A 26,215-nucleotide genomic window follows, 5' to 3' on the forward strand; every position below is an offset into this window, starting at 1 on the left:
ACCCTTCTTATTCTTCTGAAACAGAAAGGGTTTTTTATTCATTAAACCTACCAAACCTTGAGTTGCAACAAAGCACTTTTAGTAGGATAAATAATAACCGAACAAATGGTATACAAAACTGCGTTAGTAAAAATAATGCGCGAGTAACATACCTAGATCTATTTACAAATATCTAAGTTAAGCGTATATCATTATAGGTGTGAATAGAATACCCCTGTCTAGAAACAGAAGAAGAAATTTTATTAATATGTATATAAATCAAAGCATTTATAATGCCGCATAAGACACATTCATTTCAAACCCCACACTTCTCAATAAATTGATTTTTAATTATTTACATATTCACATGTAACAAAACACTAGGGGTACTCGTCATATATATAAGAACCAACAAATTTAATTATCATGAAAAACAGATCAAAAAGTATCCCAAATCGAAATCACACATTAGCTATATATGTACTTTCTATGGCCTTTATCATCGTAACATACAGCATCTTTTCTGCGGCGATATATTTATAAAAAAAATGCCTTATTATTAGGTTTTTTTAAAAAACAAGACCTTAACAAGTCATAAGTATTAACTCTCAATTACATACACGTAATTGGCTGCAGTTGGTTTTTTTAATAGCATCCTTTGCCTTACCTGTAGATTCTTGAATGCTCCCTACAAGCTTGTCCATCGTACCTTCGAAATATTCACCATCATTATTAAAAGTAATCGCGCATTGTTGTTTTGCATTTCCTTTAATCTTGCTTCCCTTTCATTTCTGTATCGTTCATAATTTTTGTTTTTATTAAAAATTAATTTAATGTTTTACTCAAAGCCGTTTTTCTAAGAAGAAGCTAACAATTTCATAAACTATGTTATCTTTTACTATAGAAATGCTCAAAAGCATTAAATTTAGTCCTTAAACCTTGAGTTATGAAAATTTCAGTAGCAGTTATTCTTATCACCTTTTTTCTTTGTTCCTGCGGAAATGCTAAAAAATCATCCACTGATCTGGACCAAATAACCACCTACTATTTTATAAGGCATTCTGAAAAAGATCGAAGTGACGGGACTAATAGAAACCCAAATTTGAACGAAATGGGTCAACAAAGGGCAGCATCATGGGCAACTTATTTTGACAGTATCGACCTTGATATGGTTTACGCTACAGAGTATAACAGAACGCAACAGACTGCGATACCTACTGCAGAAAGTAAAGATCTAGCAATAATGAGCTATGATCCATCGGTGATGTATAATGAAGGTTTTAAAACAGCTACACAGGGTAAAATAGTTCTTGTGGTGGGGCATAGTAATACAACTCCAGCTTTTGTAAATGCGGTTTTAGGAGAGCACACTTACGAAGATATAGATGATAATGAAAACGGAATGCTCTACATCGTAAAAGTCACAAGTGAAGGTGCCACAGCAAAAGAGAAAAAAATAGGAAATTAAAACTTCCTATTTTACACTAATATTTTCTAATTCGATTTTAGACAATAAAGTAAGTTTATTTAATTCAAGAATGGGAGCTAGTGCTTTCAAGGGTGTATTTAAACCTTCAGGCTTATAATTATTATAATCTACAAAACGAATCCCTCCTAGAACCCGCGGATTGTAAGCTTCCCTAAAACGAATCCCTCCGCCATTAGTGCTATAACTATAAGCTAGGTAATCTACGGTGAACGTTTCCTTGTGTACCCAATAAATGAACTTATCATCAAAATCTGCACCTCCCCCCTCTTGCTTAAAACTAACCCCTATCATATAATAGGGTTTCTCTTTGATATTAGTTTCACCTAAAAGCTCTTTAATCACTGCGGGAGCATTTAAGCCATAGGGCAATTGCGCAAAATAATGTACAGAGTTTACGCCTTCAGAAATAGGACCTACTAGAGAATCTGGCACTTTTACGATGGCACCTTGAACCCGACGCGTATGTCCATTATTGCTTAACTCGTCAACGATTGTATTTATGGAATCTTTAATGGTTCTACTAAAAAGATAATCGCCATTATTCCTTTTGCTTCTATACTTTTTATCTCTAAAGTCAAAGGTTATTTCTGCAGTATCACACAGACCATTGCAGTTTGTGTTTATCGCTTTATCTATGATAGCTTGTGCAGAGAGAACGTCACTTTTGGACTGACATTGGGTAAATAATGTGATGGTCAGAATAACTAATAAATATTTCATACGTTGTAAAGATGTAACATTTGTGATGAATCGGTCACAAATAGTTCCAGAAACTTACAAGAACTTTAAAATTATGAATCCCATTAAAACCATATGTATCGTGCTATTCACAGTGATGAATGCAAATGCTATTTTTGCCCAGTCTACAGCGGTAGATAGTGTACTTACTAATTTGCAAATTCATTATAACAAGGGTGCCTATGATAAAGTAATAGCACTTATCAGTGAAGATATGCTGCAAAAAGTACCAGCTAATGCCATTGAAAATCTTTTAATCAGTTTTAGAAGAGATCTAGGCGATTTACAATCAAGTACATTTCAGAAAAAAGAAGGTATTGTAGTAGTGTATTCGTCCTATTTTGAACACGGCGAAACCACAACATCCGTAGCAATTAATGATCAGAATAAAATAGTAGGGTTGCTTTTTAAGCCGGCAGAAACAAACACGACTCCGAACTTTACAAGAAATAGCACTCCTTTCCTTCTTCCATTTAAAGGGGAATGGTTCACGTTTTGGGGTGGCAATACCAAGGCACAAAATTACCACGTGATTAATAAAACCCAGCAAGGTGCTTTTGATTTTGTGATCCTAGACAAAAACGATAAAATGTTTGAACGCAGCGGGACGCGCAATGAAGATTATTTTGCTTTTGGAAAACGACTTTATGCCGTTTGCGATGCTGAGGTGGTTGAAGTAATAACAGGAGTTCACGACAACCCTCCAGGCAGAATGAATCCAGCTCAGCCCTTTGGCAATAAGGTTACTCTAAAAACGGCTAATAACGAGTTTATCGTGTACGCACACCTTGAAGAAGAATCGATTAGAGTAAAAAAAGGAGACAAAGTAACACGAGGGCAGCTTCTAGGAAACTGCGGCAACTCTGGAAACTCTAGCCAACCTCATCTTCATTTTCATCTAAAAGATCGCGCAGCAAATTTTCAGGCAATAGGTGTGACTTCCTATTTTCAAAACAGTATTGTAAATGGTAGTTTGGAAAAAGAATATTCTCCTGTGAAAAATGATAGAATAAAGCGTCCCGACTAGCAAACGCTTATTTTAAAATCCAAATTTTCACTAAAACACAAAAAGTCTAAACGAGTTCAGTAACTTTGTATCACAATGGCATTACAGAAAAACGTAAAAATTAAAAATAGAAAAGCGAGGTTTGAGTATGATTTACTCGACAGCTATGACGCGGGTATTGTTTTAGCGGGGACAGAGATCAAAGCCATCCGCGAAGGCAAGGCCTCTATTGCAGAGAGCTTTTGTGAGTTTAATGATCGTAACGAACTCTTTGTCATTAATATGACGGTGCAAGAATACTCACACGCGACTCATTTTAACCATAGCCCAAAAAGCGAACGCAAATTACTACTCAATCGTAATGAATTAAAAAAGTTGGAAAAAGAGGTGAAAAACTCTGGACTTACCATCATTCCGTTGCTGCTTTACACCAATGACAAAGGGTTTGCAAAATTGAGAATTTCGCTTGCTAAAGGAAAAAAACTTTTTGATAAGCGCGATACTATCAAGGATAGAGATAACAAAAGGGACTTAAGTAGGGTTAAAAAATCTTTTAACAATTAAATAAAAGGTGGCTTATATTTTTTTCTTGTGAAATAATAAGCCTTTTGAATCGTCTTCTCAACAAACCAAATATTCTCATGAAAGCAGCTCTATTTTTATTCTCTTTTCTCGTCACTTCTATTGTAGCAGCCCAAATCACAGGAAACGTTACAGACGAAAAAGGTAATACACTTCCTTTTGTAAACATTTACATTCAAGATTCTTATACCGGCACCACTACTAATGACCTAGGATATTATGAGTTAAATGTTAAAGAGTCTAAAACACACATCCTTGTATTTCAATATCTAGGGTTTAAACAACAGATAAAAGAAGTTACGCCTAGCACATTTCCGTATACATTAGACGTAGTACTTATAGAAGAATCTGTGAGTCTAAGCGAAGTCGTTATCAATACCAATGAAGACCCTGCCTACGAGATTATTAGAAAAACCATCGCACAACGTAAAGAAAATCAAGAACGCATTGCCCAGTTTACGGCAGACTTCTACAGTCGCGGGGTATGGCGCGTTACAGATATGCCAGAAAAAATACTCGGGCAAGAAGTGGGAGACTTTGACGGAGCGCTAGATTCTACACGTACTGGAATCATTTATCTTTCTGAAACTATTTCCGAAATAGCCTACCAACAACCAGATGACTTTAAGGAAAAAATTCTAGCTAGTAAAGTGAGCGGAAATGACAATGGTTTTAGTTTTAACTCTGCTCAGGATGCTAACTTTTCATTCTATGATAATAACATAACTATTAATGCAGCCATTGTATCGCCTATTGCTAATAATGGTCTGAGTTATTATGCATATAAGCTTGACGGTGTTTTTTATGAAGGCAACAAGCTCATTAATAAAATTACAGTAACCCCCCGAAGATCTAAGGACAGGACCTTTTCTGGCACCATCTATATTGTTGAAGATGACTGGCAATTGTACGGTGTAGAACTAAGCACCACGGGAGAAGCCCTTCAAGTACCCATAATTGAAAATTTGTTTTTTAAACAGAATTTTAAATTTGACGCGACAGAAAATGCTTGGATAAAAATATCTCAAACTATTGACTTTGCTTTTGGGTTCTTTGGCGTAAAAGGAGATGGCCGTTTTATTGCGGTATATAGTGATTATGATTTTCATCCACAGTTTGAAAAACGCTCTTTTACAAACGAAGTACTATCATTTGGTCTAGAAGCTAATAAAAAGGACAGTACTTTTTGGCAATCTTCACGCCCTATTGCGCTTACCAATGAAGAATTTAAAGACTACGTAAAAAAAGACAGCATCCAGATACTCCGAAAATCACGAAAGTATCTAGACTCTATAGATGCAAAAGGAAATAAATTTAATCTCCTAGATCCAATCGCGGGCTACAGTTACAAAGACACTTATAATAAATGGCGCGTTTCTTACGAAGGGCCATTTCCTGCGATTAATTACAATACAGTTCAAGGCTGGAATGGTGGTGCCGGTCTCAATTATTTTAAATGGTATGATGAAAATAGTACGAGCTGGTTATCTGCAAACCTGAACGCTACCTATGGTATCGCAGAGGATAGAGTACGCTTTAATGGTGGTATTACGCGCAACTTTAATCGCACCAATCGTCGCAACATATCTCTTACAGGAGGTAATAAAGTATCTCAGTATAACACAGCAGAACCCATCTCGCCTCTTATTAACACTATTACCTCCTTATTCTTTGAGCGTAACTATATGAAGATATATGATCTCACGTATGCCAGGGTCGGGTATCGACAGGAACTCTTTAACGGCTTGCGTATAGGAAGCAGTTTTGGGTATGAAAAAAGAAGACATCTTTTTAATAATGCAGACTATGTGACCGTCCATAAGGATGATATCACGTATTCCACCAATAATCCACTGGATGCAGATGCTATTTACAACCCGTTACTAGCAACCCACGATACTTTTAAATCCTATCTTACGGCAAACATAACCTTTGATCAGAAATATATGACCTATCCAGATGGGAAGTATAACGTAAGAGCAGGCAAATACCCTCGCCTTAATATTTCTATAGAAAACGGGATTGGAATCAATAACTCTAACTTAAATTTCACGCAATTTAGCACCAGCTTAAGACAAGAGATTACGCTAGGTAATAAGGGAGAAACCAGCTACAACGTGAAAGGTAGCGCCTTTATTCACGGAGACGATATTCTGTTTGCAGATTACCAACACTTTAACGGCAACGAAACAAGAATAGGTACTTCAGGTAATTATACCTCAGTTTTTAACCTGCTTCCTTATTATGAATTGAGCACCAACAAAGCACACTTTGAAGGACATTTAGAGCACGATTTTAAAGGGTGGGTTTTAGGAAAAATTCCTGGTATAAACCAGCTTAACTTTAATCTCGTAGCGGGAGCTCACGCCTTGAGTATAGACGGCAAAAAACCATATACAGAACTTTCGTTAGGGATTGACAATCTAGGAATAGGTAAATACAGATTACTTCGCTTAGACTATGTGCGCTCTTTTTATGGCGATAAAAATCAAGGTGCTTTCGTTTTTGGCTTGAAGTTTTTAGATTTTATAAATTAATTCTTCATCAATTTAAAAACTGAAACACCATTTTCGGTTTCCACTTCCAGAAAATAAATACCTTTAGGGAGGTGACTCGTGTCTAAGGTTTCTGAAGCACTATTAAAAATCACATGTTGCTTCTTTCCTAAAACATCTACCACTGTAATTATAGCGTTGGGAACATTCTTTATAACCAGTGCGTTTATAAAAGGATTAGGATACACAAGTATGTTATCACTGCCTACCTCTTGATTGCTTAATAAGGCGCAGTCAGGGTTATCGCTTTCTGTTACAGAAATAGTGTTACTGTTCTGATAAACGCTCCACTGCTGCCATTCTGTATTATCTTGTTCTATTGCTAAGTCTGCAAAAACGTTTAAATCTACCGCAAAAAGTCCATCTTCTGTCGCCGGTATCTTATATGCTATCACGCCGTCTTCCCATATCAATGGTGCTCCAAGCAAAATAACATCAGGCTCATAATCAGCACATCTTGGTTGTATAAAGTAAACATAATCTTCTTCTGCTGGATAAGAGCCATAAACTCTTGCTGCTCCCTCATTATCAATACATATAGCGGTATATTCTTCACAAGCCAAACCAATGGGCCTTATAGGATCTTCACTATCTGCAATAATACGCGCCATAAAAACGGTATGTCTACCGCGTCTGTCTGGATCATCGTAATGCGTATCTGTTATTACATTCTTTAAATATGGGATATCTAGAAAATCCCTGTGCCCTATACTTACTTTATTGTGATAAGGGTCTGAAATGGCAAGTGCAGATGTTACGGTTCCGTTTTGTGCGTCAAAATAATGCCCGCCTAAAATTGCCATACCAGCACTCGTGCCGCCTATAACCCCACCTTTTTCATTTACGTGCGCATTGAGAAGGTCTTCCATTTCGTTATCCTTAAAATAGCTCACATAATCATACTGGTCACCACCTGCAAACCAAATAGCTTCTGCATTTGCCACTTTATCTAGTACGTATGGATCTGTGGCTCCTGCTAAGTTTAATATTTTGAGCGTTTCTACAGAGTTAACATTTACCCCTAGATCACTATAAAAATAATCATTATACCCATCGCTACCACTGGCTCTAAGCACCACTATATCTCCACCATTTGCCCGCTCTAAAAACCACTGCGAGGCATTATCATTCTCTGAAGCGCCCCCCATCATACAAACACCAAACTCTGGCGTGGTTGTGATATTTGAAGTGTTTCCAGTAAAATAGCTCACATAATTCTGTGCTGATAGTATGGAAGTAATTAATATAAATGCAATACTTAATTGATGTTTCATCTTGTTAATTTTTATTTTCTAATAATGGTACAAATCTAAATTCGCCAAACTCTTCTTTATCAAAATCCGTTTCTGAAGTCCGAGTAAAAACAGTCATAATTTGAGCTTCATCTCCTACCGGGATGACCAGCTTCGCTCCTACTTTTAATTGTGCTAGTAAAGGTTTAGGCACAAAAGGAGCGCCGGCAGTGACAATAATCCCGTCAAAGGGAGCTTCTGCTTTATGCCCTATGTATCCATCACCAAAAATCAATTTTTTAGGTCGATATCCTAATTTTGGCAAGAATAGTTTTGTCTTTTTAAACAACTCATTTTGTCGTTCTATGCTGCAGACAGTTAATCCTAACTCAAGCAATACCGCTGTTTGATAACCACTACCCGTTCCTATTTCAAGAACTATATCACCTGTTTTGACGTCAAGTAATTCAGTTTGTCTTGCCACCGTATACGGTTGCGATATGGTTTGGTCTGCAGCAATTGGGAACGCCTTATCCACATAGGCGTGATCTATAAAACTGCTATCCATAAAAAGATGTCTTGGTATTTTATTAATTGCGGTGAGCACAGCTTTGCTAACTATTCCTTTTTTCTTGAGGACCTCAACCAGTTTTTTTCGCAAACCTTGATGTGTAAAAGTGTCTTTCAATTGTTTATTTTTAGGAAGTCACAAATTAATAAAAAACTATTTATAATTACTTCAGAAATGTCAAAGATTTATCACAGAGTTCTCTCTTTTTACACTTTTAATCTAGAGAGCAAACCGTTACCTTTGTATAAAACATAGAACGATGTTAAAAGCAGGAGTACTCGGTGCAGGTCACTTAGGGAAGATACATTTAAAGTTACTCAACCAGTCTACTAAATATGATCTTGTAGGGTTTTACGATGTAAACCCCGAAGCGGCTGCGGCGATTGAAGCAGAATTTGGCTACAAGCGTTTTGACACTATGGAAGCACTAATAGCTGCCTGTGATATGGTGGATGTAGTCACCCCTACTATTTATCATTTTGAGTGTGCAGAGAAAGTAGTGAAAGCGGGAAAACATCTTTTCATAGAAAAACCAATTACCCACACGGTGGAAGAAGCAGAAAAACTGCGTGACCTTGCAAAAGAATACGGCGTAAGAGGACAAGTAGGACAAGTAGAACGGTTTAACCCAGCTTTTATGGCAGTGAGCCATATGATAGACAAGCCTATGTTTATTGAAGCTCACCGTCTCGCAGAATTTAATCCTCGTGGGACTGATGTCTCTGTGGTGTTAGATTTAATGATTCATGATCTTGATGCAATATTAAGTGTAGTTAAAAGTGAGGTAAAGCATGTACACGCAAGTGGCGTTTCTGTCATTAGTGAAACTCCAGATATTGCAAATGCACGCATCGAATTTGAAAATGGTTGTGTTGCAAATCTTACCGCGAGCAGGATCTCTATGAAAAAAATGAGAAAGGCACGTTTTTTCCAAAAGGATGCCTACATCTCTGTAGATTTTCTTGATAAAAAATGTGAGGTCGTAAAAATGAAGGACGCTCCACAAACGCCAGACGATTTTGCAATGATTTTAACCAATGCAGAAGGCGTGAAAAAACAAATTTATTTTGACAATCCAAACGTGGATGCAAACAATGCCATTCTTGACGAACTTGAGAGTTTTGCAGATGCAATTGCAAATGATCGTACACCAGTAGTTTCTTTAGCGCAAGGCACAAAAGCACTGACGGTAGCGATGCAGATTATTGAGAATTTTAATACGATTAAGATGTAAGAGTTTTCTACATTGAAATACAACATACGCTCTATAAAATTTCCGAAGTAAACACTGAAAATAAAAATGCTGCGACAGCAGCCCAATAATAATAAAAATGAAAAACGTAGCAATTATAGGAGCAGGAACAATGGGTAATGGTATTGCGCATACGTTTGCTCAAAAAGATTTTAAAGTACAATTAATAGACATTTCTCAAGATTCATTAGATCGTGGGATGGCTACTATCGCTAAGAATCTTGACAGAATGGTCGCAAAAGAACGCATCTCTGAAGCAGATAAAACGAGCACCTTAGCAAACATAAGCACCTTCACGACTATTACTGAAGGAGTGGCTAATGCTAGTCTTGTTATTGAAGCTGCGACGGAAAATCTTGATTTAAAACTGAAGATTTTTAAAGAACTTGATGCTGTATGTTCAGCTAATACGATTTTAGCAACAAACACTTCTTCTATTTCGATTACTGAGATTGCTGCTGCTACTTCAAGACCAGAAATGGTAATAGGAATGCACTTTATGAATCCAGTGCCAATTATGAAATTGGTCGAAATCATTAAAGGATATAGCACAAGTGACGCTACCTACAAAACGGTAGCAGAACTTTCTACAGCACTAGGCAAAGTACCTGTAGAAGTAAATGATTACCCAGGTTTTGTAGCAAACAGAATCTTAATGCCTATGATTAATGAAGCTGTTGAAACCCTTTACAATGGCGTAGCTGGCGTGAAAGAAATAGACACCGTAATGATGCTCGGTATGGCACACCCTATGGGTCCATTAGCTTTGGCAGATTTTATTGGTCTTGATGTTTGTTTGTCTATCCTGCACGTAATGTATGACGGGTTTAAAAACCCTAAATACGCACCTTGTCCCTTATTAGTAAATATGGTGATGGCTGGAAAACTAGGGTCAAAAAGTGGCGAAGGTTTTTATGACTATTCTCAGAACAGAAAAGCAGAAGTTGTTTCTGGACAGTTTCTATAATACACATTAAATGGCAATAGTTCTTCCTTTTAAAGCGGTACGTCCTACTCGAGATAAGGTGAGTCTCATCGCATCACGCTCCTATGATAGTTATAGCAAGGAACAACTGGAAGCACGCTTGCGTGACAATCCTTTTTCATTTTTACACATTGTGAATCCAGGTTATAAGTACGATAAAGTAATCAGCGGAAAAGAACGGTACACCTTGGTGCGTAACAGATATCAAGAGTTTAAAGAAGATCAATATTTTATAAAAGACGAACAACCTAGTTATTACGTATACCGCATTGTAAATCGAGATGGTAGTATTTTTAATGGCATCGTAGCCGCTGCAAGTACAGATGACTATGAAGATAATGTGATTAAAAAACACGAAGAGACACTGCAATACAAAGAGGCGATTTTTGTAGAATACTTAAAAACCGTAGGCTTTAACGCAGAACCCGTGCTCCTAACCTATCCCGATAATGACGGGCTCGCGGCTATTATTAAGAAGGTAATGAGTGACCGTCCAGAATATGAATTTACTACCACCTATCGCGACACACACTATGTTTGGCCTGTTTCGTCTATTGAAATTTTAACAAAAATACAAGACACTTTTACATCCATGGACGCACTGTACATTGCAGATGGCCACCATAGATGCTCTTCTTCTCATTTATTAGCCAAAAAATCTAAAGAAGAAAATACAGCACATACTGGACAAGAGAACTACAACTACTTTATGAGTTTTCTTATTCCAGAAAGTGATTTGAAAATTTTTGAATTTAACCGTCTCGTTAAAGATCTTAATGGATGGGGTAAAGAAGAATTTTTAATCCAACTTGACTCTATGTATCGCATTGAAAACCGTGGATTAGAATATTACAAGCCTTCAAAAAAACATCATTTTAGCATGTATCTTGATGGTAGTTTTTACAGTCTTTATTTACGTAAGGGCACCTATGAGATTAACAATGCACTAGATAATCTAGATACACAAATTCTTTTTAAAACCATCTTAGAACCTATTTTAGGCATTCAAGATTTACGTAATGATAAACGAATAGAGTATGCAGATGGGAAAAATGATCTCGCTTTTATTAAGACCGTAGTAGACAGGGGAGATTTTGCCATTGGCTTTGGGTTACTTCCTGTAAATATAGATGAGATGAAAAAGATTGCAGACGAAAATCTTAAGATGCCACCTAAGAGCACCTACATAGAACCTAAGTTAAGAAGTGGCGTCACTATTTATGAGTTTTAATGTTTTGATATGATTTTCATATTTCTTTGTGAAAATTAAAAATCACCTAGCAACCTCAACTAAGTATGCAGCAAATAAATTGATTAGAATATATATGTCCATAGTAGAAAATATTAAAAAGTATCGTGAATTATTACCACAAGGATTGACCCTTGTGGCGGTGTCAAAAACCAAACCCGTGAGCGACTTGATGGAAGCCTATGAAGCGGGGCAACGTATTTTTGGAGAAAACAAAATACAAGAAATGACCGCAAAATGGGAAGAAATGCCCAAGGATATCGAGTGGCATATGATAGGTCACATACAAAGAAACAAGGTAAAATACATGGCACCTTTTGTAAGTCTTATTCACACCGTGGACAGCCTTAAACTGCTGAAAGAAATAAATAAAGAAGCTGCAAAAAACGACCGTACCATTAACTGCTTATTGCAGGTTAAGATTGCTAAGGAAGAAAGCAAGTTTGGTTTATCACTAGAAGATGTAACCGCGTTTTTTACTCCGGAAACTCTAAAGTCATTTGACCATGTCAAGATTATTGGCCTGATGGGAATGGCCACTTTCACAGATGATGAAGCCCAGATTATTTCAGAATTTAAAACATTAAAAAATAGTTTTGATGCCTTACAGAAAAACCATCCGTATCTTACTCAACTTTCTATAGGAATGAGTGGCGATTATCAACTTGCCATTGATCAAGGCAGCACCATGGTGCGCATAGGGAGCTCTATTTTTGGAGCCCGAAATTATAATTAAGCAGATACTATTGAACTACGCAATTTTAGACATCGAGACTACCGGAGGGAAGTATAATGAAGAAGGGATTACAGAGATTGCTATCTACCGCTTTGACGGCGATGAAATAGTAGATCAGTTTTGTAGCCTTGTAAATCCAGAACGTCCCATACAGCCATTTGTGGTGAACCTCACAGGGATCAACAATGAGATGCTGCGCAACGCCCCTAAGTTTTACGAAGTAGCAAAACGTATTGTTGAGATTACTACTGATTGTATTTTAGTCGCACATAATGCCCAGTTTGATAATAGAATATTAACGACAGAATTTGACCGTCTAGGTTTTGACTTTAACTTAGAAACGCTTTGTACTGTTGAGCTTGCTAAAAGTTTGATTCCAGATATGCCTTCTTATAGTTTAGGTAAGCTGGTGAAGTCTTTGGGAATCCCTATCACAGATAGGCACAGAGCTCAAGGAGATGCAAAGGCAACGGTAGCGCTTTTTAAAATGTTGCTCTTAAGAGATTCTGAAAAAGAAATAGTCAAAGCTTCTATAAAGAAAGAACCAAAGAGGCAATTAGATACAAAACTGCTGGACCTTATTAAAGATGCTCCATCAGAAACGGGTGTGTATTATATGTACAATGCGAATGGCTCGATCATATACATTGGCAAAAGCAAGAACATTAAAAAAAGGCTCACGCAACATTTTACAAACGATAATAGAAAGTCGAGAGAGATTCAATTGCTAGTAGCATCTGTGTCTATCGAAAAAACGGGGAGTGAATTGCTAGCCTTATTGGAAGAGAACGATCAAATTAAGAAACACAAACCAAAATTTAATCGCGCCTTGCGTACTGCGATTTTCAATTATCAATTAGAAAGTTTTATTGACGAAGACGGTTATATCAATCTAAAAATAGAAAAGGCAGATTCCCGAAAAAAAGCGGTCACCACCTTCTCTAATTATCAATCTGCAAAAAGCAATCTGGCTAGATATATAGAAACGTATAATCTGTGCCAGCAATTATCAGGTTTTGACAAAGGTACCAGCCCTTGTTTTAATTATGGTATTAAGGAGTGCAAAGGTGCTTGTATACAAGAAGAAGCGCAAGAAGAATACAACGCAAGAGTCCAGCAATTTTTAGACAAGTACAGTTATAGCAATCAAGATATGCTCATTATTGATCGAGGTCGATCCATAGAAGAACGGTCTGTGATATCTATTGAAAACGGTGTTTTTAAAGGCTATGGGTATTATAACCTAAACAATCAAATTAATAATCCCGAAATACTCAAGTCTATTATCAAACCGATGAAAAACAATAGGGACTCACAGCACATTATCCAATCGTATTTAAGAAAGAATAAAGTACACAAGATTGTAAAGTTAGATGGCAGTTCTACTAATTAAATAATCTTTATTACATTTACTTTTATAAAATCCTTTTTGATTGAAATTCACAATAGACAATAGCTGGAAAAGCAAACTTCACACCATCATATATGAAGCAGATTCCCCCATGGGAAAGATTTTTGATGTCGTTCTTTTGATTTTGATTCTAGTCAGTGTTGTTTTTGTGATGCTGGAGAGTGTGAAAGGTTTTCCAGAAGAAGTATATGACATCCTGTATTATGGGGAGTGGGTAATTACGATCTTTTTTACATTTGAGTATATCGCGAGAGTAATCACCATTAAAAAACCATCGAGCTATATTTTTAGTTTTTATGGAATTATTGATTTTCTATCCACCGTCCCATTGTACCTATCTTTTATTTTAGTAGGAAGTAATGTACTCCTTACGGTACGAGCACTAAGACTCTTGAGAGTATTCAGGATCTTAAAAATAACACGGTATGTAGGTGAATCAAATAAACTTATTTCGGCACTTAAGGAGAGTAGACCAAAAATTTTAGTCTTCTTATTTTTCGTAATTATCATCTCTATTATTGCAGGTACGGTAATGTATCTGGTTGAGGGAGAAGAGAGCGGCTTTGTAAGCATCCCTGTGAGCGTTTATTGGTGTATCGTAACATTGACTACGGTAGGCTTTGGAGACATCGCACCAGTAACTCCTCTAGGACAATTAATCGCAGCATTTATTATGATTATGGGGTACGGCATCATTGCAGTACCTACAGGTATTGTGAGTGCAGAATATGCAAAAAGCACCAGCAAAGCAAAACCGGATGATGACCATTATGTACATGTAAACTCACAAGCCTGTCGCAACTGTGGGGCCAGTAAACATCGTGACGACGCAGATTTCTGTCATCACTGCGGAGATCAGCTACATCCCGAAGATATTCTAGAAAAAGATGCTTAAGAAGCCCACTTTAATCTGTGTAGTTGGACCTACGGCTATTGGCAAAACAGCCCTTTCTATTAAACTAGCGCAGCATTTTTCTTCGGAAATTTTATCTGCCGATTCCCGTCAGTTTTATAGAGAAATGTCTATCGGAACCGCTGCACCTTCTGCAGCTGAATTATCCCAAGCACCACATCATTTCATTCATAATAAAAGTATTCACGATTCCTACTCTGTGGGTGATTTTGAAAAAGATGCTATAGGTTTTTTGTCAGACTATTTCCAAAGTAATAAATATGCCATTCTCGTAGGTGGCTCCGGACTTTATATAGATGCCGTAGTTTATGGTCTCAATACATTTCCTGAAATTGCAGAGGGTACCCGAGAGCGGCTAGAAGAAAGGTTAGCTATAGCGGGAATAACTTCTTTACAACAAGAATTAAAAGAAAAAGATTCTGTTTATTATGCGGCTGCAGACATTCAAAACCCACGACGACTCATTAGAGCATTAGAAGTGATTGAAACTTCTGGAAAGCCTTTTTCATCCTTTAGAAAGGGATTGAATACACTGCGTGATTTTGACACCATTTTTATTGGTCTCGATGCAGACAGAGCGATTATCTATGATCGTATCAATCGCCGTGTAGACCAGATGATTGAGCAGGGATTGGTTTCTGAAGCTCAGGGTTTGTATAAGTTTAAAGAATTAAATGCTTTAAAGACCGTGGGATACAGAGAGCTTTTTGAGTTTTTTGATGGCACGATTAGTCAAGAATTTGCTGTTTCAGAAATAAAGAAAAACTCCCGCCGTTTTTCCAAAAGACAAGGCACTTGGTTTAGAAAGAACGAGGAAACCTGTTGGTTTGATTACGGTGATCCAGTTGAAGAGATCATAGAACACATCATAAAAAAAGCGCCCTAAACAGGCGCTTTTCTACTTATATCCTAATAATATATCATACGCATCAATTTTACAAAAGCGCTATAAATTTTTAACAAAAAAAATATATTGCTCCGCTCTAAGTTAACGTCAATATCTGCCCTATTTTAATTGTCCACTTCGCTTTTAACAACAAGTCTAAAACCTTCTCCGTGGATGTTAATAATCTCCACATCGTCTTCCTTGCTCAGATACTTACGCAGTTTTGCGATATATACATCCATACTTCTAGATGTGAAATAGTTGTCGTCACGCCAGATTTTTGTCAATGCTAATTCTCGAGGCATTAGATCATTTTTGTGCAAGGCCAATAAACGCAATAATTCATTCTCTTTAGGAGATAACTTTATTGGATTTTCTTTCTTGTAAGTTAAAAAACGAAGTTTTGAATTTAGGAAAAAATGACCCACTTCAAACTCAAACTGTTTGCTATCTGCAACACTATCTGTAGCTTTACGCTGGATAATTGCTTTGATTTTCATTAATAGCACTTCACTATCAAAAGGCTTATTTAAATAATCATCCGCCCCTACCTTGTAACCTTTAAGTACATCTTCTTTCATAGCCTTTGCCGTCAAGAAAATAATAGGTACTTCTTCATTCTTCTCACGTATTTCTTTTGCCAATGTAAAGCCATCTTTATAAGGCATCATTACATCTAGTATACATAGATCATAATCGTCCTTTTTAAATTTTTCAAAACCCTCCATTCCATTTTTAGCATGAGTGACATTGTAATCGTTCATTGCTAAATAATCTTTAAGCACCGTTCCAAAGTTTGGATCGTCTTCTACGAGTAAAATTTTTTTGTTCTCAGTTTCCATAGATTAAATTATTAGGTTTAGATTAAGTTATTAGGTGTAGTTTAATTATAAATGTAGTTCCTTTATTTAGTTCAGATTCTACCAAGATTTCTGCATCGTGGTCATCTAATATTTGTTTTACGTATGAAAGACCCAACCCATGACCTTTTACATTGTGGACATCTCCTGTAGCTTCCCGATAAAACTTTTCAAAAATCTTTTTAGACACTGATTTTGTCATCCCTGAGCCTTGATCTCTTATTTTAAGAACAACAAAGTCTTTTACATTCTCAGTATAAACATCAATTTTAGGGGAATTTTCGCTATATTTAATAGCATTGTCTAAAATATTTACAACTACATTAGTTAAATGTGAGTTATTTGCTAGTACAGAACTTTTAAAAGCTCCCAAATGTGTATTTATATACCCTTCTCTATCCTCAACAATAAGCTGAACGTGTGATATAGCATCTACAATGACGTCGTGTAATTTTACGCGTTCCTTTGCTAAGTCCAATTCATTCTTATCCAGCTTAGAGATTCGTAATACATTTTCTACTTGAGCGTGCATTCTTTTATTTTCTTCCCGAATCATCCCCAAGTAGCGATCTAAGAACTCTTTATTATCTTTCACCTTAGGATTTTTAAGCGCGTCTAGTGCAAGGTTTATGGTCGCAATAGGTGTCTTAAACTCGTGGGTCATATTATTTATAAAATCAGTCTTTATACGGGATATCTGCCTTTGTTGAAAGATTTGCTTTACAGCACTATAAAAAGCCCAAATTATTACTCCGGTAAACATGAGTGACAAAATAGCCATCCCCAAAATACTATTTAAGACAACGCTTTCTTGATTTATTAAGTTAACAAAGAGTTGATACTTAGTTTGCAATTTATCATCAACAAAAAGGGAAACGCTATATGTGGTTTCTGGTTTTAGAATAAAATCTTCTGTCCCTACCTTTGTTGCAAGATCATTATTGAATACCGAAAAATCATAAACGGGCTGAACGCCTCGTTTATTTAACTCGTGATCAAGTATGGTTTGTATCTCATGTACTGATACTCTTCTATGCAGTGGAGTTTCGGTAGCGATTAATTTAAATACTTTTTCAAATTGTATTCTTTCATAGCCTTTTAATCTTCTAAAGGTATCTTCACCTTGTGCAACGTCTTCTTCTTTATTTTTAGATAATGAATTAAACCTGAAAGAATCCCTGTCTATAGACATCAAATCTGCAGATAATTTGAAATCTTCTTCAATCACGGCATTTGAAAAAATTAATTCCTCTGTTCCGTTGTCCTTTTTAATCGCATACATCAATTCACTCATCGGAATACTTCCTCCAGTTTCCGAGTCGTTTATAATGGAGTTATATGCAGTATAGTATTTCTCTAATTCTTTTAATTGAATTTTTTTAGCGGTGTCAATTAACGAATTTCTAATATTGGTGATATACTGCTCTTCTGTAGTATAATAGGCATTTTTAATCCAATATCCTTGAACAAAAGTGATCCCTATTAAGGATAAGCTCATAAAAATAAGAAGTATTATAAACAGCTTTTTGTTCATTTGACAAAAATAAGACTTTAACATTTATGAAGAGTCCTTTTAACCAAATGTTAACAAACTAAACTATTTAGTCTTTACAGGGCCTAGAAGTAGTTTATGCAGCTTTTTTACCTGCTTTTTAGTTGCGTCAAGACTATCATTAACTATCACATAATCGGCTTTATTATCACGATAATCGTCGTTTGTCTGATTCTGAATTCTTGCTTCTATATCTTTTAAGGAACTATTATCCCGCTTCAAAACTCTTTGCATTCGCATCTCTAAGGGAGCCGAGACCGTAATTGTAGCGTCACAAATAGCATCTCCTCCTGTTTCAAAAAGTATCGCAGATTCTTTCATACAATAAGGCGCATCTTGCTGTGCCAACCATCTCTTAAATTTTTTTGCTACTTTAGGATGTATGATTGCATTTAGTGCAGCCAAGAGTGTCTTATCATTAAATACCTGAGAAGCAATGTATTTTCTGTCTGGACTTGTATCAACATATGCCTTATCGCCAAGTAAGGCTACTATTTTACGTCGCACTACTTTTGAGGTATTTAACAGCCATTTTCCTTCATCATCAGCAATAAACACAGGGACCCCTAAATCTGCAAACATAGAAGCTACTGTGCTTTTTCCGCTTCCTATTCCACCTGTGAGTCCTACAATTTTCATTCTTTAAAAATTAAAAAATCTATTTTTTGTGTGGCGAGTTCAATGTGTTCTACCCATTCAGTCTTTTTACGTAAATGTGCAATCATAAAATTTTCATCTGTATTTCGTTCGTCATAATCGCAGAAAACCTCAAAATCGTTTGCAGTGATATCGTTAAAATGATCTAGCGTAACATCTACTTTTATCTTCACTCTATTGGGTATAATCTTAATGATAACCCCGCTCGGCTTATTAATAACTTGAACGGGAATTTCAAATTCCTTTTGTGCAATTTCTTTGACCACCCAAGAAGCAGTTATTGTCTTATTTGACATACTAATACCAGCCATTTGTGGCACAATAATATTTATTTTTTTTGAAATATTATCTTCTAAAAGCTCGAGAAGCACCGTTTCTGTAAAGACGCTATCTATCTCAGCAACATTTTTTTGCGGACCTGAAACAAAAACTGAATCTGGAGAAACGGCGATGGCGCCTATTAATCTATATCCATTTTTATAGGTCACCTTATTATTTATCACAACCGGCACCTTTTTGCGCACAATAGGGTCTACTTTTAACCTTAGCGCATCTAAGTTTAATGTATTTACAGCCCTAGTGGAAGGAAATTGTTCATTAATTTCCTTTAAGAGTTCATCACTTGAAATCTGTATGGTGTTATTTTCATTTTTAAATTTTGAGACATCTACATTAATAGATGGTTGCTTTAATTTGTAACCTAAAAACTCATAGCCATTGGTAAATAAATTAAACGTGATTTCATCTGCGTTGGTTTCTTTTATTGAAACCGTTTCAGGTACGTTCATAAACACTATAGTCGCAGAAACTGGTGCTATAAACTCTTTACTAATCTTAGTTAATAACCAAAATAAAGAAGCCAAGAACAGGAAGAACAGAAAAGACTTCCACTTTGAATTTTTAATAAAAGAATTTGATCTTTTCACCACAAGTTATTTAAAGAATAAAAAAGGAAATTGTGTTTCAGGATCCTTCCCTTGAAACCTAACATAATAGGTGGATTTTAAAAATCCGAGTCCATATCCGAAAAATTGTACAAAAATCGCAGCAATACTTAAGGCGGCTACTGACAAACTTTTATTTCTAATAGCGCTATCCACAAACAAAAGTACTAGATAAAGCGCTAAGGGTATTATAAATTTAATGCTACTTATAGCAGAAAAGAGCACACTTAGCAGTACGAACAAAACAAACATAGTAGGCAACCAGAAAGTAAGCTTTGCGGCTTCAGGGTGCCATCTAGATAATATAGGTCTTACTAAACCAAACTTTCTCACCTGCTGATAAAACTTTTCCCAAGATATTCTTCGCTTATGAAAAACATAAGCAGCTGGAAGAAAAGCAGTTTTATAGCCCAGCTTCATTATTCTATGTGACAAATCTGGATCTTCCCCAGGATGAATATTAGCATAGCCTCCCGTAGCTTCAAATACTTCTTTTGATAGACCCATGTTAAAACTACGGGGTTCAAATTTCGTCACACTTTTCCTGCTACCTCGTATCCCGCCAGTTGTGAAGAAAGAGGTCATTGTATAATTAATAGCCTTCTGTAAGGGGGTAAATGAATCATGTGCAGCATCTGCTCCTCCATAACAGTCTACATAATTTCTGGTTAAATAACTATCTACGGTTGCGAGATAATGTGGCGGTAAAATACAGTCACTATCAAGAATAATGAAGTAGCTTCCTTTTGCCTGCTTCATTCCGTAATTTCGGGAATCGCCTGGACCTGTATTCTTCTTAAGAAAGTACTTAATATTCAATTGACCTGCATATTTCTCACAAACGTGCTTACAGGTAACATAAGAACCATCTTCAATTATTAAAATTTCAGAAGGAAGCGCGGTATCCATAGCAACAAGACTCTCCAGTAACTCTGCCACCTCATCTGGTCTATTGTAAACGGGGATAATAAATGAATAGGCTAATTTCATAGTGTAAAAATACGCAATAAAAAAAGCCATCCGTTAGGATGGCTTTTATATTATATAGAATAGTAATTATTCTTTAATAATGTGGTAAGTTCCAGTTTCATCTCCAACTGCCACTTTTAAAATATAAGTACCAGCAGCAAGGCTAGAAATATCTAAAGTAGAAGAAGTTGCATTGATTTCAGCATCAATTACTGTTTGTCCTAATACATTAACAATCGTAGCACGCTCTATATTAGTTTGTGCATTAAGATTTAATACATCTTGTGCAGGGTTTGGTGCAAAAGAGAAACCTTCTACTGCATCATCACTAACACCTAAAACATTCGTGTAAGTAAGGTTGAAGTTATCGATAGCTCCGTGCCATGCCCATTCACCAGCATCATCAAACGTCCATCTTACTTGGAAGTCTTCGTTTGTTGCAGTTCCATCAAAACTTTCTGTAAGGATTTCAGCTAAATCTACATCATAAAGGGCAAGAGTTTCCCATCCATCTCCAGCATTTACTTCTGCTAAAAATGTATCTCCAGCAGCCACTTCTTGAAAAGCAACATCATAACCAACAGTTACAACACCGTCACTACTAGATAAATCGTATACATCAGAATAAATAGTTACGTTACTTGGATCCATTCCGTTTCCACAAGCGTCATCATCAAAATATACTGCCGATGAAGGGAAAGATGGTCCAGTAGGCATATCCGCACCAAATGAAACGTCACAATCACCAGTGTTAACCACAGAAGACCATCCTGCAGGGAACGCACCAGATTCGAAATCTTCAACGACTTCTACTAATTGTGCATTTGCAGCGAAAGCGAAAAACATAGCCGCTACTAAAAGTGTAATTTTTTTCATAATAAAATAGTTTAAAGTTAAATTAAAGTTAATATTCAAATATACTATAGTTTCACATATTAAGCTAATAATTCGCTCAAAGTTTAAAAAAATAGACAAAAACCTTACTCCTAGTCGTTTACAAACTTTTCCATAACCGCATCACTGACGCCCATATTTGAAAAACCTCCATCGTTAAACAAGTTTTGTAAAGTAACACGTTTTGTAAGGTCGCTAAACATAGCAATCGTGTAATTAGCACAATCTTCTGCGGTAGCATTCCCTAAAGGAGACATCTTATCTGCATACGCAAGAAAACCATCAAAACCTTTTACTCCTTGTCCAGCTGTGGTAGGTGTTGGCGATTGTGAAATCGTATTTACACGAACATTTTTATCTCTACCAAAGAAATAACCGAAGCTCCTAGCAATAGACTCTAAGTAGGCTTTATTATCTGCCATGTCGTTATAATCTGGAAAGACACGTTGGGCAGCCATATAGGTCAAAGCAACAATACTTCCCCATTCATTCATCGCGTCTTTTTTGTACAATACACTCATTGTTTTATGAAAAGATCCCGCAGAAACATCCCATCCTTTATGCGTCCAAGCATAGTTTTGATCTGTATACGCCTTTCCTTTACGCACATTTACAGACATCCCGATTGAGTGCAAAACAAAATCAATTTTTCCACCAAGAATCTCTTGAGATTTCTCCACAAGATTTTCTAAATCCTCAAGACTAGTAGCATCTGCTGGAATAATTTGAGAATTGGTCTTAGCTGCAAGCTCATTAATTTGTCCCATTCGCATTGCTATAGGCGCATTAGTCAAGACGAATTCTCCTCCTTCTTCATGTACTCTCTCTGCAGTTTTCCAAGCGATAGAATTTGGGTCTAGGGCTCCAAAAATAATTCCTTTCTTTCCTTTTAATAGATTGTAACTCATAATTATGGTCGGTTTAGTTTTTTGTAAATATAGTCGTTATTTCAATAATTGGTTTGCGTGTTCTCTAGCAGAAGAAGTCACATTCTGTCCTCCTAGCATCATAGCAATCTCCGTGACGCGCTCTTCGTGTGTCAGCGTTTTTATAAACGTTGCCGTTTTATTATTTACATCTTCTTTGTACACTTTCAAATGATGCTTTCCTTTTGAGGCTATTTGCGGCAAGTGCGTGATACTCACCAACTGCATAGTGCTCCCCATTTGTTCCAGTATATGTGCCATTTTTAAAGCAATCTCCCCAGAAACACCGGTGTCAATCTCATCAAATATAATAGTAGGCAATCTTTTATAACCTGCAAGAACCGCCTTAATAGCGAGCATGATCCTACTTAATTCTCCTCCAGAGGCCACTTTTTTTAGCAGGCCTGGTTGAGAGCCTTTATTTGCTGTAAATAAAAGTTGGAGGTCGTCTTTACCATTATATTTATAATGGTCTGCAACCTCTAGTGTCAATGTAAATGACGCATTGGGCAAGCCTAATTCTAAAAGTATTCTTTCTAATTTTTTCTTTAAAACTGGGAAAATCTCTTTCCGTTTTTTATGTAATTGATTTGTGAGCGTGTCCAGTTTTTTTGCTATGGAAATTTTAGCTTTTTCCGTAATTGCTATTTGATTGTCAAGAGACCCTGTTACATCTATTTTCTCGCCTAACAGGTTTTCAATTTCAATCAGCTCTGCTGTAGATTGTACTTTATGCTTTTGTTGCAAATGATACAATTGCTGAAGTTTTTCGGTAACTTCATTTAATAAGTCTGGGGTAGTCTCTATATTCTGAGAGGCAGATTGTAACTCTTCATCAATATCTTCTAGTTCTATCACCACACTCTGCAGGCGTTCCCACATCGCCGCATACAGCGGCGAAAAATCTTTTAGAAGTCCTAGAGAAATTCGAGCTTCTTTAAGTACGGCAATGGCCCCTATCTCATCAGAATTTATTAATTGCTCCGCCCTTAAAAGGTTTTCCGTAATTTCTTCACTGTTCTGTAGCGTTTGCAGTTGGGCTTCCAGCGTAGCTTGATCAATTTTTGAAAGCTGTGCTTCCTGCAATTCATTAAATAAAAATGAATTGTAATCCAACTCTTTATCAACAGTTTCTTTCTTATACACAAGAGAAGCGAGCAATTCTGCATGCTCCTTATAAGTGATGAGTTCGGTTTGAAATGTATCTAGAATACTCTTATTACCAGCAATAGCATCCAGCATTTCCATCTGAAACTTTTCTGAGGCCACCGTCATTGTTTCGTGTTGACTATGAATGTCTACTAAAAACGGTGCAATCCCTTGTAATTGCTGAAGAGTTACTGGTGTATCATTCACAAAAGAACGTGACTTTCCACTAGCGAGCAATTCTCGTCTAATTATAGTATGCGCATCATAATCAATTTCTAATGAAGCGAATACGGTAGAAAGATCAAAACGTTTCAGAAGAAACTCTCCTTCTATAATGCATTTTATGGAAGAATCTCGTACGGCGCTTAAATCTGCTCGTTTTCCTAAAAGTAAACCAAGCGCACCAAGAAGAATAGATTTTCCAGCACCTGTTTCACCTGTGATTATAGTGAGGCCTGAATCAAAATCTACTTTAATATCATCTATTAAAGCATAGTTTTTTATGAGTAGCGTAGATATCAAGTGTTATATTTTTTTGTACTTCTAAAATAAGGGAGAATTACACGCGCTGCAAGTAAAAAGGGTTTAATATTTAATTCCGCTCCAGCTTGTCCTTTTAGTAGGTGCTAGACGGTTAAGATTGTCTATAAGATCTGAGATATCTACATTAGGACCACCAGCAAATACAGAAGCAATTTCGTCGCTTTTAGCATCAAAAAAAGTTCTAATCAAGAAGCTATTGGGTCTTCTATCATTTATACTCTTTAAAGAAGCAATAGCGTCAATAACCCCCTGTTTCCCAGCTTTTTGATCCTCATGCATTAGATCTAAACCAAATCTATGATAAGTATACATTGCAGTGTGAAACTCTTTGTAAACATTAGACAACAACGCATCATTAAAACGAAATCTAGACTGAAGTCCATCTGTTGCTTTCCAACCAGTAAAACTACTCGAGGCCGCTGTGTTTACTATTTGTTTTGCTATCTCAAAGTAAGCATCTCCGCCATCTTCACCAAAACTATCTGCATCCATACCTAAGATAGTATAAATATGAAAAACAACTACCGCTACAAGATTTGAGTCATAATTGTTCGGATTGTAAACAAGGTTTTCAAATTCCTTATAGTTAAAACTCATCTCCTTATCATTATAATTATAAATAGGAGAAGTATAGGTAGAACCAAACACAGGACGTGCCGCTTGCACTTGCAACGTTGCATTAAAAAAATCACCATCAAAACTTTCTATAATCAACGTAAAGTTCGCGTCGATGCGTTCTTGTGTTTTATAAGACTCCTCAGTCCAGCTTGTGGTATTTACAAACTCAGTTAGTTGATTTTCAAGGGTTCTAAACACCTGAAAATTAGGCTGCCCAGTTTGTTGCGCATCGATTGTCACTGTAGCATTAATCTCTTGTGCCTGCGTGCTAATGGTGCAAAATGCGATAAGAAGAAGTAAATATTTATACATTATAGAGTTTTAAGAATATGATCTAGAATATCGCGTGCGACGTCCTCTTTAGGTTTAACTGAAAAAGGATAGGCTTTATTGTTTGTATCAATTAAAGTCACTTTGTTAGTATCTAAAGCAAAACCTGCTCCTTTGTCGTTTAGCGAATTTAACACAATTAAGTCTAAATTCTTTTTCTCGATTTTACTTTTTGCATTTTCTACTTCATTTTCTGTTTCAAGTGCAAAACCTACCAAGTATTGTTTTTCTTTAATTTTTCCTAGTGACGCTAAAATATCTAAAGTTTTCTCCAGCTTTAGGATCATTTCACTTTCGTTCTTTTTAATTTTTTGTCCTGATACGTTAGCCGGTCGATAATCTGCTACAGCCGCGCTTAAGATAGCAATATCGCAGTCGTTAAAAAACTGGTGCACACTGTCATACATCTCTGCTGCCGACGTTACTCGCAATACGTCAATAAGACTGTGGGCAATATTTTGAGAAGATGGACCCGTAATTAAAGTCACTTTTGCTCCCAGATTTGCCGCTACTTTAGCGATTGAAAAACCCATTTTACCACTAGAATGATTCCCAATAAACCGAACAGGATCAATAGCCTCATAGGTAGGGCCTGCAGTAATTAAAATCTTCCTCCCCTTTAAAGGTAACTTTTCCAGCATATCGTTTTCGATAAATTCTGCGATGGCTTCTGGTTCTGCCATTCTTCCTTTTCCCAATAGCCCACTGGCTAATTCACCATAAGCAGCTTCAATCTTAATATTTCCGAAGGAATGAAGCTTCTTAAAAGTTGCAACTGTAGAAGGGTGTTTGTACATATCTAGATCCATCGCTGGAGCAAAGTATATAGGGCATTTTGCGGAGAGATAACAAGCCAATAATAAATTATCACAGGCGCCATGCGCCATTTTTGACAAGGTGTTTGCCGTGGCCGGGGCGACCACAAATAAGTCTGCCCAAAGGGCCAACGCTACGTGGTTGTTCCATTGGGCATTATCATCTTCTTCATTAGTAAAAGAAGAATATACTTCATTTTTTGAAAGCGTCGAAAGTGTCAAAGGAGTTACAAACTCTTTTGCTGCTTCTGTCATTACCACTTGTACATTCGCTCCTTTTTTAACAAATTCACGTACTAAAAAAGCGGCCTTATAAGCGGCGATACCACCAGTTACTCCTAGTAAAATATTCTTTCCGCTCAGTACAGACATGT

Annotated in this window: 24 protein-coding genes; 11 read left to right on the forward strand and 13 right to left on the reverse strand. The window is 36.5% G+C overall.

The features are described from left to right. Positions 1-925 precede the first annotated feature (925 nt). Entirely contained in the window at positions 926-1,447 is a 522-nt protein-coding gene (locus tag ABXT71_RS12640; protein WP_415371723.1) for a histidine phosphatase family protein, read from the forward strand. Between the two features lie 6 nt (positions 1,448-1,453). Here ABXT71_RS12640 and ABXT71_RS12645 read toward each other — a convergent pair whose 3' ends face one another. Beyond that, positions 1,454-2,188: a DUF6503 family protein gene (locus ABXT71_RS12645; protein WP_415371724.1), complete on the reverse strand. Its 735-nt coding sequence runs from the start codon at positions 2,186-2,188 to the stop codon at positions 1,454-1,456. A 73-nt stretch (positions 2,189-2,261) separates the two neighbouring features. Between ABXT71_RS12645 and ABXT71_RS12650 the strand changes: the two genes are divergently transcribed. The 3 genes from ABXT71_RS12650 (at position 2,262) to ABXT71_RS12660 (ending at position 6,331) form a co-directional block, all read left to right on the forward strand. Beyond that, a complete protein-coding gene (locus ABXT71_RS12650; protein ID WP_415371725.1) occupies positions 2,262-3,233 on the forward strand; it encodes a peptidoglycan DD-metalloendopeptidase family protein in 972 nt (323 codons plus the stop codon). Between the two features lie 75 nt (positions 3,234-3,308). Continuing rightward, the gene (smpB, locus tag ABXT71_RS12655) at positions 3,309-3,776 is read left to right on the forward strand and encodes an SsrA-binding protein SmpB (protein WP_415371726.1); all 468 of its coding nucleotides are present in this window, start codon (positions 3,309-3,311) and stop codon (positions 3,774-3,776) included. A gap of 77 nt (positions 3,777-3,853) precedes the next feature. Further along, entirely contained in the window at positions 3,854-6,331 is a 2,478-nt protein-coding gene (locus ABXT71_RS12660) for a DUF5686 and carboxypeptidase regulatory-like domain-containing protein (protein ID WP_415371727.1), read from the forward strand. Here ABXT71_RS12660 and ABXT71_RS12665 read toward each other — a convergent pair. Together ABXT71_RS12665 and ABXT71_RS12670 are read right to left on the reverse strand one after the other, a co-directional pair. Next, positions 6,328-7,623: a T9SS type A sorting domain-containing protein gene (locus ABXT71_RS12665; RefSeq protein WP_415371728.1), complete on the reverse strand. Its 1,296-nt coding sequence runs from the start codon at positions 7,621-7,623 to the stop codon at positions 6,328-6,330. The two genes, ABXT71_RS12660 and ABXT71_RS12665, sit on opposite strands and share 4 nt — an antisense overlap. A gap of 4 nt (positions 7,624-7,627) precedes the next feature. Then, positions 7,628-8,269, reverse strand: a complete 642-nt coding sequence (locus ABXT71_RS12670) for a protein-L-isoaspartate(D-aspartate) O-methyltransferase (protein ID WP_415371729.1) — start codon at positions 8,267-8,269, stop codon at positions 7,628-7,630. A gap of 142 nt (positions 8,270-8,411) precedes the next feature. Between ABXT71_RS12670 and ABXT71_RS12675 the strand changes: the two genes are divergently transcribed. From ABXT71_RS12675 to miaA, 7 genes are all read left to right on the forward strand, one after another. After that, positions 8,412-9,386 carry a Gfo/Idh/MocA family protein gene (locus ABXT71_RS12675; RefSeq protein ID WP_415371730.1) on the forward strand — a complete coding sequence of 325 codons (975 nt, stop codon included), beginning with the start codon at positions 8,412-8,414 and terminating at the stop codon, positions 9,384-9,386. Between the two features lie 97 nt (positions 9,387-9,483). Further along, on the forward strand, positions 9,484-10,371 hold the full coding sequence (locus ABXT71_RS12680) for a 3-hydroxybutyryl-CoA dehydrogenase (RefSeq protein ID WP_415371731.1): 888 nt from the start codon (positions 9,484-9,486) through the stop codon (positions 10,369-10,371). Positions 10,372-10,381: 10 nt separating this feature from the next. Beyond that, on the forward strand, positions 10,382-11,620 hold the full coding sequence (locus ABXT71_RS12685; protein WP_415371732.1) for a DUF1015 domain-containing protein: 1,239 nt from the start codon (positions 10,382-10,384) through the stop codon (positions 11,618-11,620). 94 nt (positions 11,621-11,714) lie between these two features. Further along, complete coding sequence (locus tag ABXT71_RS12690) at positions 11,715-12,374, forward strand: YggS family pyridoxal phosphate-dependent enzyme (protein ID WP_415371733.1); 660 nt, start codon at positions 11,715-11,717, stop codon at positions 12,372-12,374. Between the two features lie 10 nt (positions 12,375-12,384). Next, a complete protein-coding gene (locus ABXT71_RS12695; protein ID WP_415371734.1) occupies positions 12,385-13,767 on the forward strand; it encodes an exonuclease domain-containing protein in 1,383 nt (460 codons plus the stop codon). Between the two features lie 109 nt (positions 13,768-13,876). Beyond that, positions 13,877-14,680, forward strand: a complete 804-nt coding sequence (locus ABXT71_RS12700; protein ID WP_415373114.1) for an ion transporter — start codon at positions 13,877-13,879, stop codon at positions 14,678-14,680. Next, positions 14,673-15,584: a tRNA (adenosine(37)-N6)-dimethylallyltransferase MiaA gene (gene miaA / locus ABXT71_RS12705; RefSeq protein WP_415371735.1), complete on the forward strand. Its 912-nt coding sequence runs from the start codon at positions 14,673-14,675 to the stop codon at positions 15,582-15,584. Before ABXT71_RS12700 ends, miaA begins: the two co-directional genes overlap by 8 nt. A gap of 125 nt (positions 15,585-15,709) precedes the next feature. On the opposite strand, the gene ABXT71_RS12710 is transcribed toward miaA, so the two are convergent. The 10 genes from ABXT71_RS12710 to coaBC all read right to left on the reverse strand — a co-directional run bounded on the left by ABXT71_RS12710 (position 15,710) and on the right by coaBC (position 26,213). Further along, on the reverse strand, positions 15,710-16,426 hold the full coding sequence (locus tag ABXT71_RS12710) for a response regulator transcription factor (RefSeq protein WP_415371736.1): 717 nt from the start codon (positions 16,424-16,426) through the stop codon (positions 15,710-15,712). A gap of 22 nt (positions 16,427-16,448) precedes the next feature. Continuing rightward, positions 16,449-17,942 carry a sensor histidine kinase gene (locus tag ABXT71_RS12715; RefSeq protein ID WP_415371737.1) on the reverse strand — a complete coding sequence of 498 codons (1,494 nt, stop codon included), beginning with the start codon at positions 17,940-17,942 and terminating at the stop codon, positions 16,449-16,451. 99 nt (positions 17,943-18,041) lie between these two features. Beyond that, positions 18,042-18,635, reverse strand: a complete 594-nt coding sequence (coaE, locus tag ABXT71_RS12720; protein ID WP_415371738.1) for a dephospho-CoA kinase — start codon at positions 18,633-18,635, stop codon at positions 18,042-18,044. Then, the gene (locus ABXT71_RS12725; protein ID WP_415371739.1) at positions 18,632-19,579 is read right to left on the reverse strand and encodes a CdaR family protein; all 948 of its coding nucleotides are present in this window, start codon (positions 19,577-19,579) and stop codon (positions 18,632-18,634) included. Before ABXT71_RS12725 ends, coaE begins: the two co-directional genes overlap by 4 nt. Positions 19,580-19,585: 6 nt before the next feature. After that, complete coding sequence (locus ABXT71_RS12730; RefSeq protein WP_415371740.1) at positions 19,586-20,587, reverse strand: glycosyltransferase; 1,002 nt, start codon at positions 20,585-20,587, stop codon at positions 19,586-19,588. Positions 20,588-20,653: 66 nt separating this feature from the next. Further along, the gene (locus tag ABXT71_RS12735) at positions 20,654-21,442 is read right to left on the reverse strand and encodes a T9SS type A sorting domain-containing protein (RefSeq protein WP_415371741.1); all 789 of its coding nucleotides are present in this window, start codon (positions 21,440-21,442) and stop codon (positions 20,654-20,656) included. 110 nt (positions 21,443-21,552) lie between these two features. Beyond that, on the reverse strand, positions 21,553-22,368 hold the full coding sequence (locus ABXT71_RS12740; protein WP_415371742.1) for an enoyl-ACP reductase: 816 nt from the start codon (positions 22,366-22,368) through the stop codon (positions 21,553-21,555). Positions 22,369-22,404: 36 nt separating this feature from the next. Continuing rightward, positions 22,405-24,057, reverse strand: coding sequence for a DNA repair protein RecN (gene recN / locus ABXT71_RS12745; RefSeq protein WP_415371743.1), 1,653 nt, complete (start codon positions 24,055-24,057; stop codon positions 22,405-22,407). Between the two features lie 63 nt (positions 24,058-24,120). Next, positions 24,121-25,008, reverse strand: coding sequence for a DUF4835 family protein (locus ABXT71_RS12750; protein WP_415371744.1), 888 nt, complete (start codon positions 25,006-25,008; stop codon positions 24,121-24,123). Continuing rightward, positions 25,008-26,213: a bifunctional phosphopantothenoylcysteine decarboxylase/phosphopantothenate--cysteine ligase CoaBC gene (gene coaBC / locus ABXT71_RS12755; protein WP_415371745.1), complete on the reverse strand. Its 1,206-nt coding sequence runs from the start codon at positions 26,211-26,213 to the stop codon at positions 25,008-25,010. Before coaBC ends, ABXT71_RS12750 begins: the two co-directional genes overlap by 1 nt. Between the last annotated feature and the right edge of the window lie 2 nt (positions 26,214-26,215).

It is taken from the genome of Patiriisocius sp. Uisw_047 (genome assembly GCF_047730165.1).
Classification (GTDB): Bacteria; Bacteroidota; Bacteroidia; order Flavobacteriales; family Flavobacteriaceae; genus Patiriisocius.

What these genes read in the sequence shown, in the direction of transcription:
- ABXT71_RS12665 (WP_415371728.1), bottom strand. Translation starts at nt 7,623, where the DNA reads ATGAAACATCAATTAAGTATTGCATTTATATTAATTACTTCCATACTA.
- ABXT71_RS12650 (WP_415371725.1), top strand. Translation starts at nt 2,262, where the DNA reads ATGAATCCCATTAAAACCATATGTATCGTGCTATTCACAGTGATGAAT.
- ABXT71_RS12660 (WP_415371727.1), top strand. Translation starts at nt 3,854, where the DNA reads ATGAAAGCAGCTCTATTTTTATTCTCTTTTCTCGTCACTTCTATTGTA.
- ABXT71_RS12685 (WP_415371732.1), top strand. Translation starts at nt 10,382, where the DNA reads ATGGCAATAGTTCTTCCTTTTAAAGCGGTACGTCCTACTCGAGATAAG.
- ABXT71_RS12680 (WP_415371731.1), top strand. Translation starts at nt 9,484, where the DNA reads ATGAAAAACGTAGCAATTATAGGAGCAGGAACAATGGGTAATGGTATT.
- ABXT71_RS12730 (WP_415371740.1), bottom strand. Translation starts at nt 20,587, where the DNA reads ATGAAATTAGCCTATTCATTTATTATCCCCGTTTACAATAGACCAGAT.
- ABXT71_RS12750 (WP_415371744.1), bottom strand. Translation starts at nt 25,008, where the DNA reads ATGTATAAATATTTACTTCTTCTTATCGCATTTTGCACCATTAGCACG.
- ABXT71_RS12640 (WP_415371723.1), top strand. Translation starts at nt 926, where the DNA reads ATGAAAATTTCAGTAGCAGTTATTCTTATCACCTTTTTTCTTTGTTCC.
- ABXT71_RS12715 (WP_415371737.1), bottom strand. Translation starts at nt 17,942, where the DNA reads ATGAGCTTATCCTTAATAGGGATCACTTTTGTTCAAGGATATTGGATT.
- ABXT71_RS12735 (WP_415371741.1), bottom strand. Translation starts at nt 21,442, where the DNA reads ATGAAAAAAATTACACTTTTAGTAGCGGCTATGTTTTTCGCTTTCGCT.
- miaA (WP_415371735.1), top strand. Translation starts at nt 14,673, where the DNA reads ATGCTTAAGAAGCCCACTTTAATCTGTGTAGTTGGACCTACGGCTATT.
- ABXT71_RS12700 (WP_415373114.1), top strand. Translation starts at nt 13,877, where the DNA reads ATGGGAAAGATTTTTGATGTCGTTCTTTTGATTTTGATTCTAGTCAGT.
- ABXT71_RS12645 (WP_415371724.1), bottom strand. Translation starts at nt 2,188, where the DNA reads ATGAAATATTTATTAGTTATTCTGACCATCACATTATTTACCCAATGT.
- ABXT71_RS12675 (WP_415371730.1), top strand. Translation starts at nt 8,412, where the DNA reads ATGTTAAAAGCAGGAGTACTCGGTGCAGGTCACTTAGGGAAGATACAT.
- ABXT71_RS12710 (WP_415371736.1), bottom strand. Translation starts at nt 16,426, where the DNA reads ATGGAAACTGAGAACAAAAAAATTTTACTCGTAGAAGACGATCCAAAC.
- coaE (WP_415371738.1), bottom strand. Translation starts at nt 18,635, where the DNA reads ATGAAAATTGTAGGACTCACAGGTGGAATAGGAAGCGGAAAAAGCACA.
- ABXT71_RS12690 (WP_415371733.1), top strand. Translation starts at nt 11,715, where the DNA reads ATGTCCATAGTAGAAAATATTAAAAAGTATCGTGAATTATTACCACAA.
- smpB (WP_415371726.1), top strand. Translation starts at nt 3,309, where the DNA reads ATGGCATTACAGAAAAACGTAAAAATTAAAAATAGAAAAGCGAGGTTT.
- ABXT71_RS12740 (WP_415371742.1), bottom strand. Translation starts at nt 22,368, where the DNA reads ATGAGTTACAATCTATTAAAAGGAAAGAAAGGAATTATTTTTGGAGCC.
- coaBC (WP_415371745.1), bottom strand. Translation starts at nt 26,213, where the DNA reads ATGTCTGTACTGAGCGGAAAGAATATTTTACTAGGAGTAACTGGTGGT.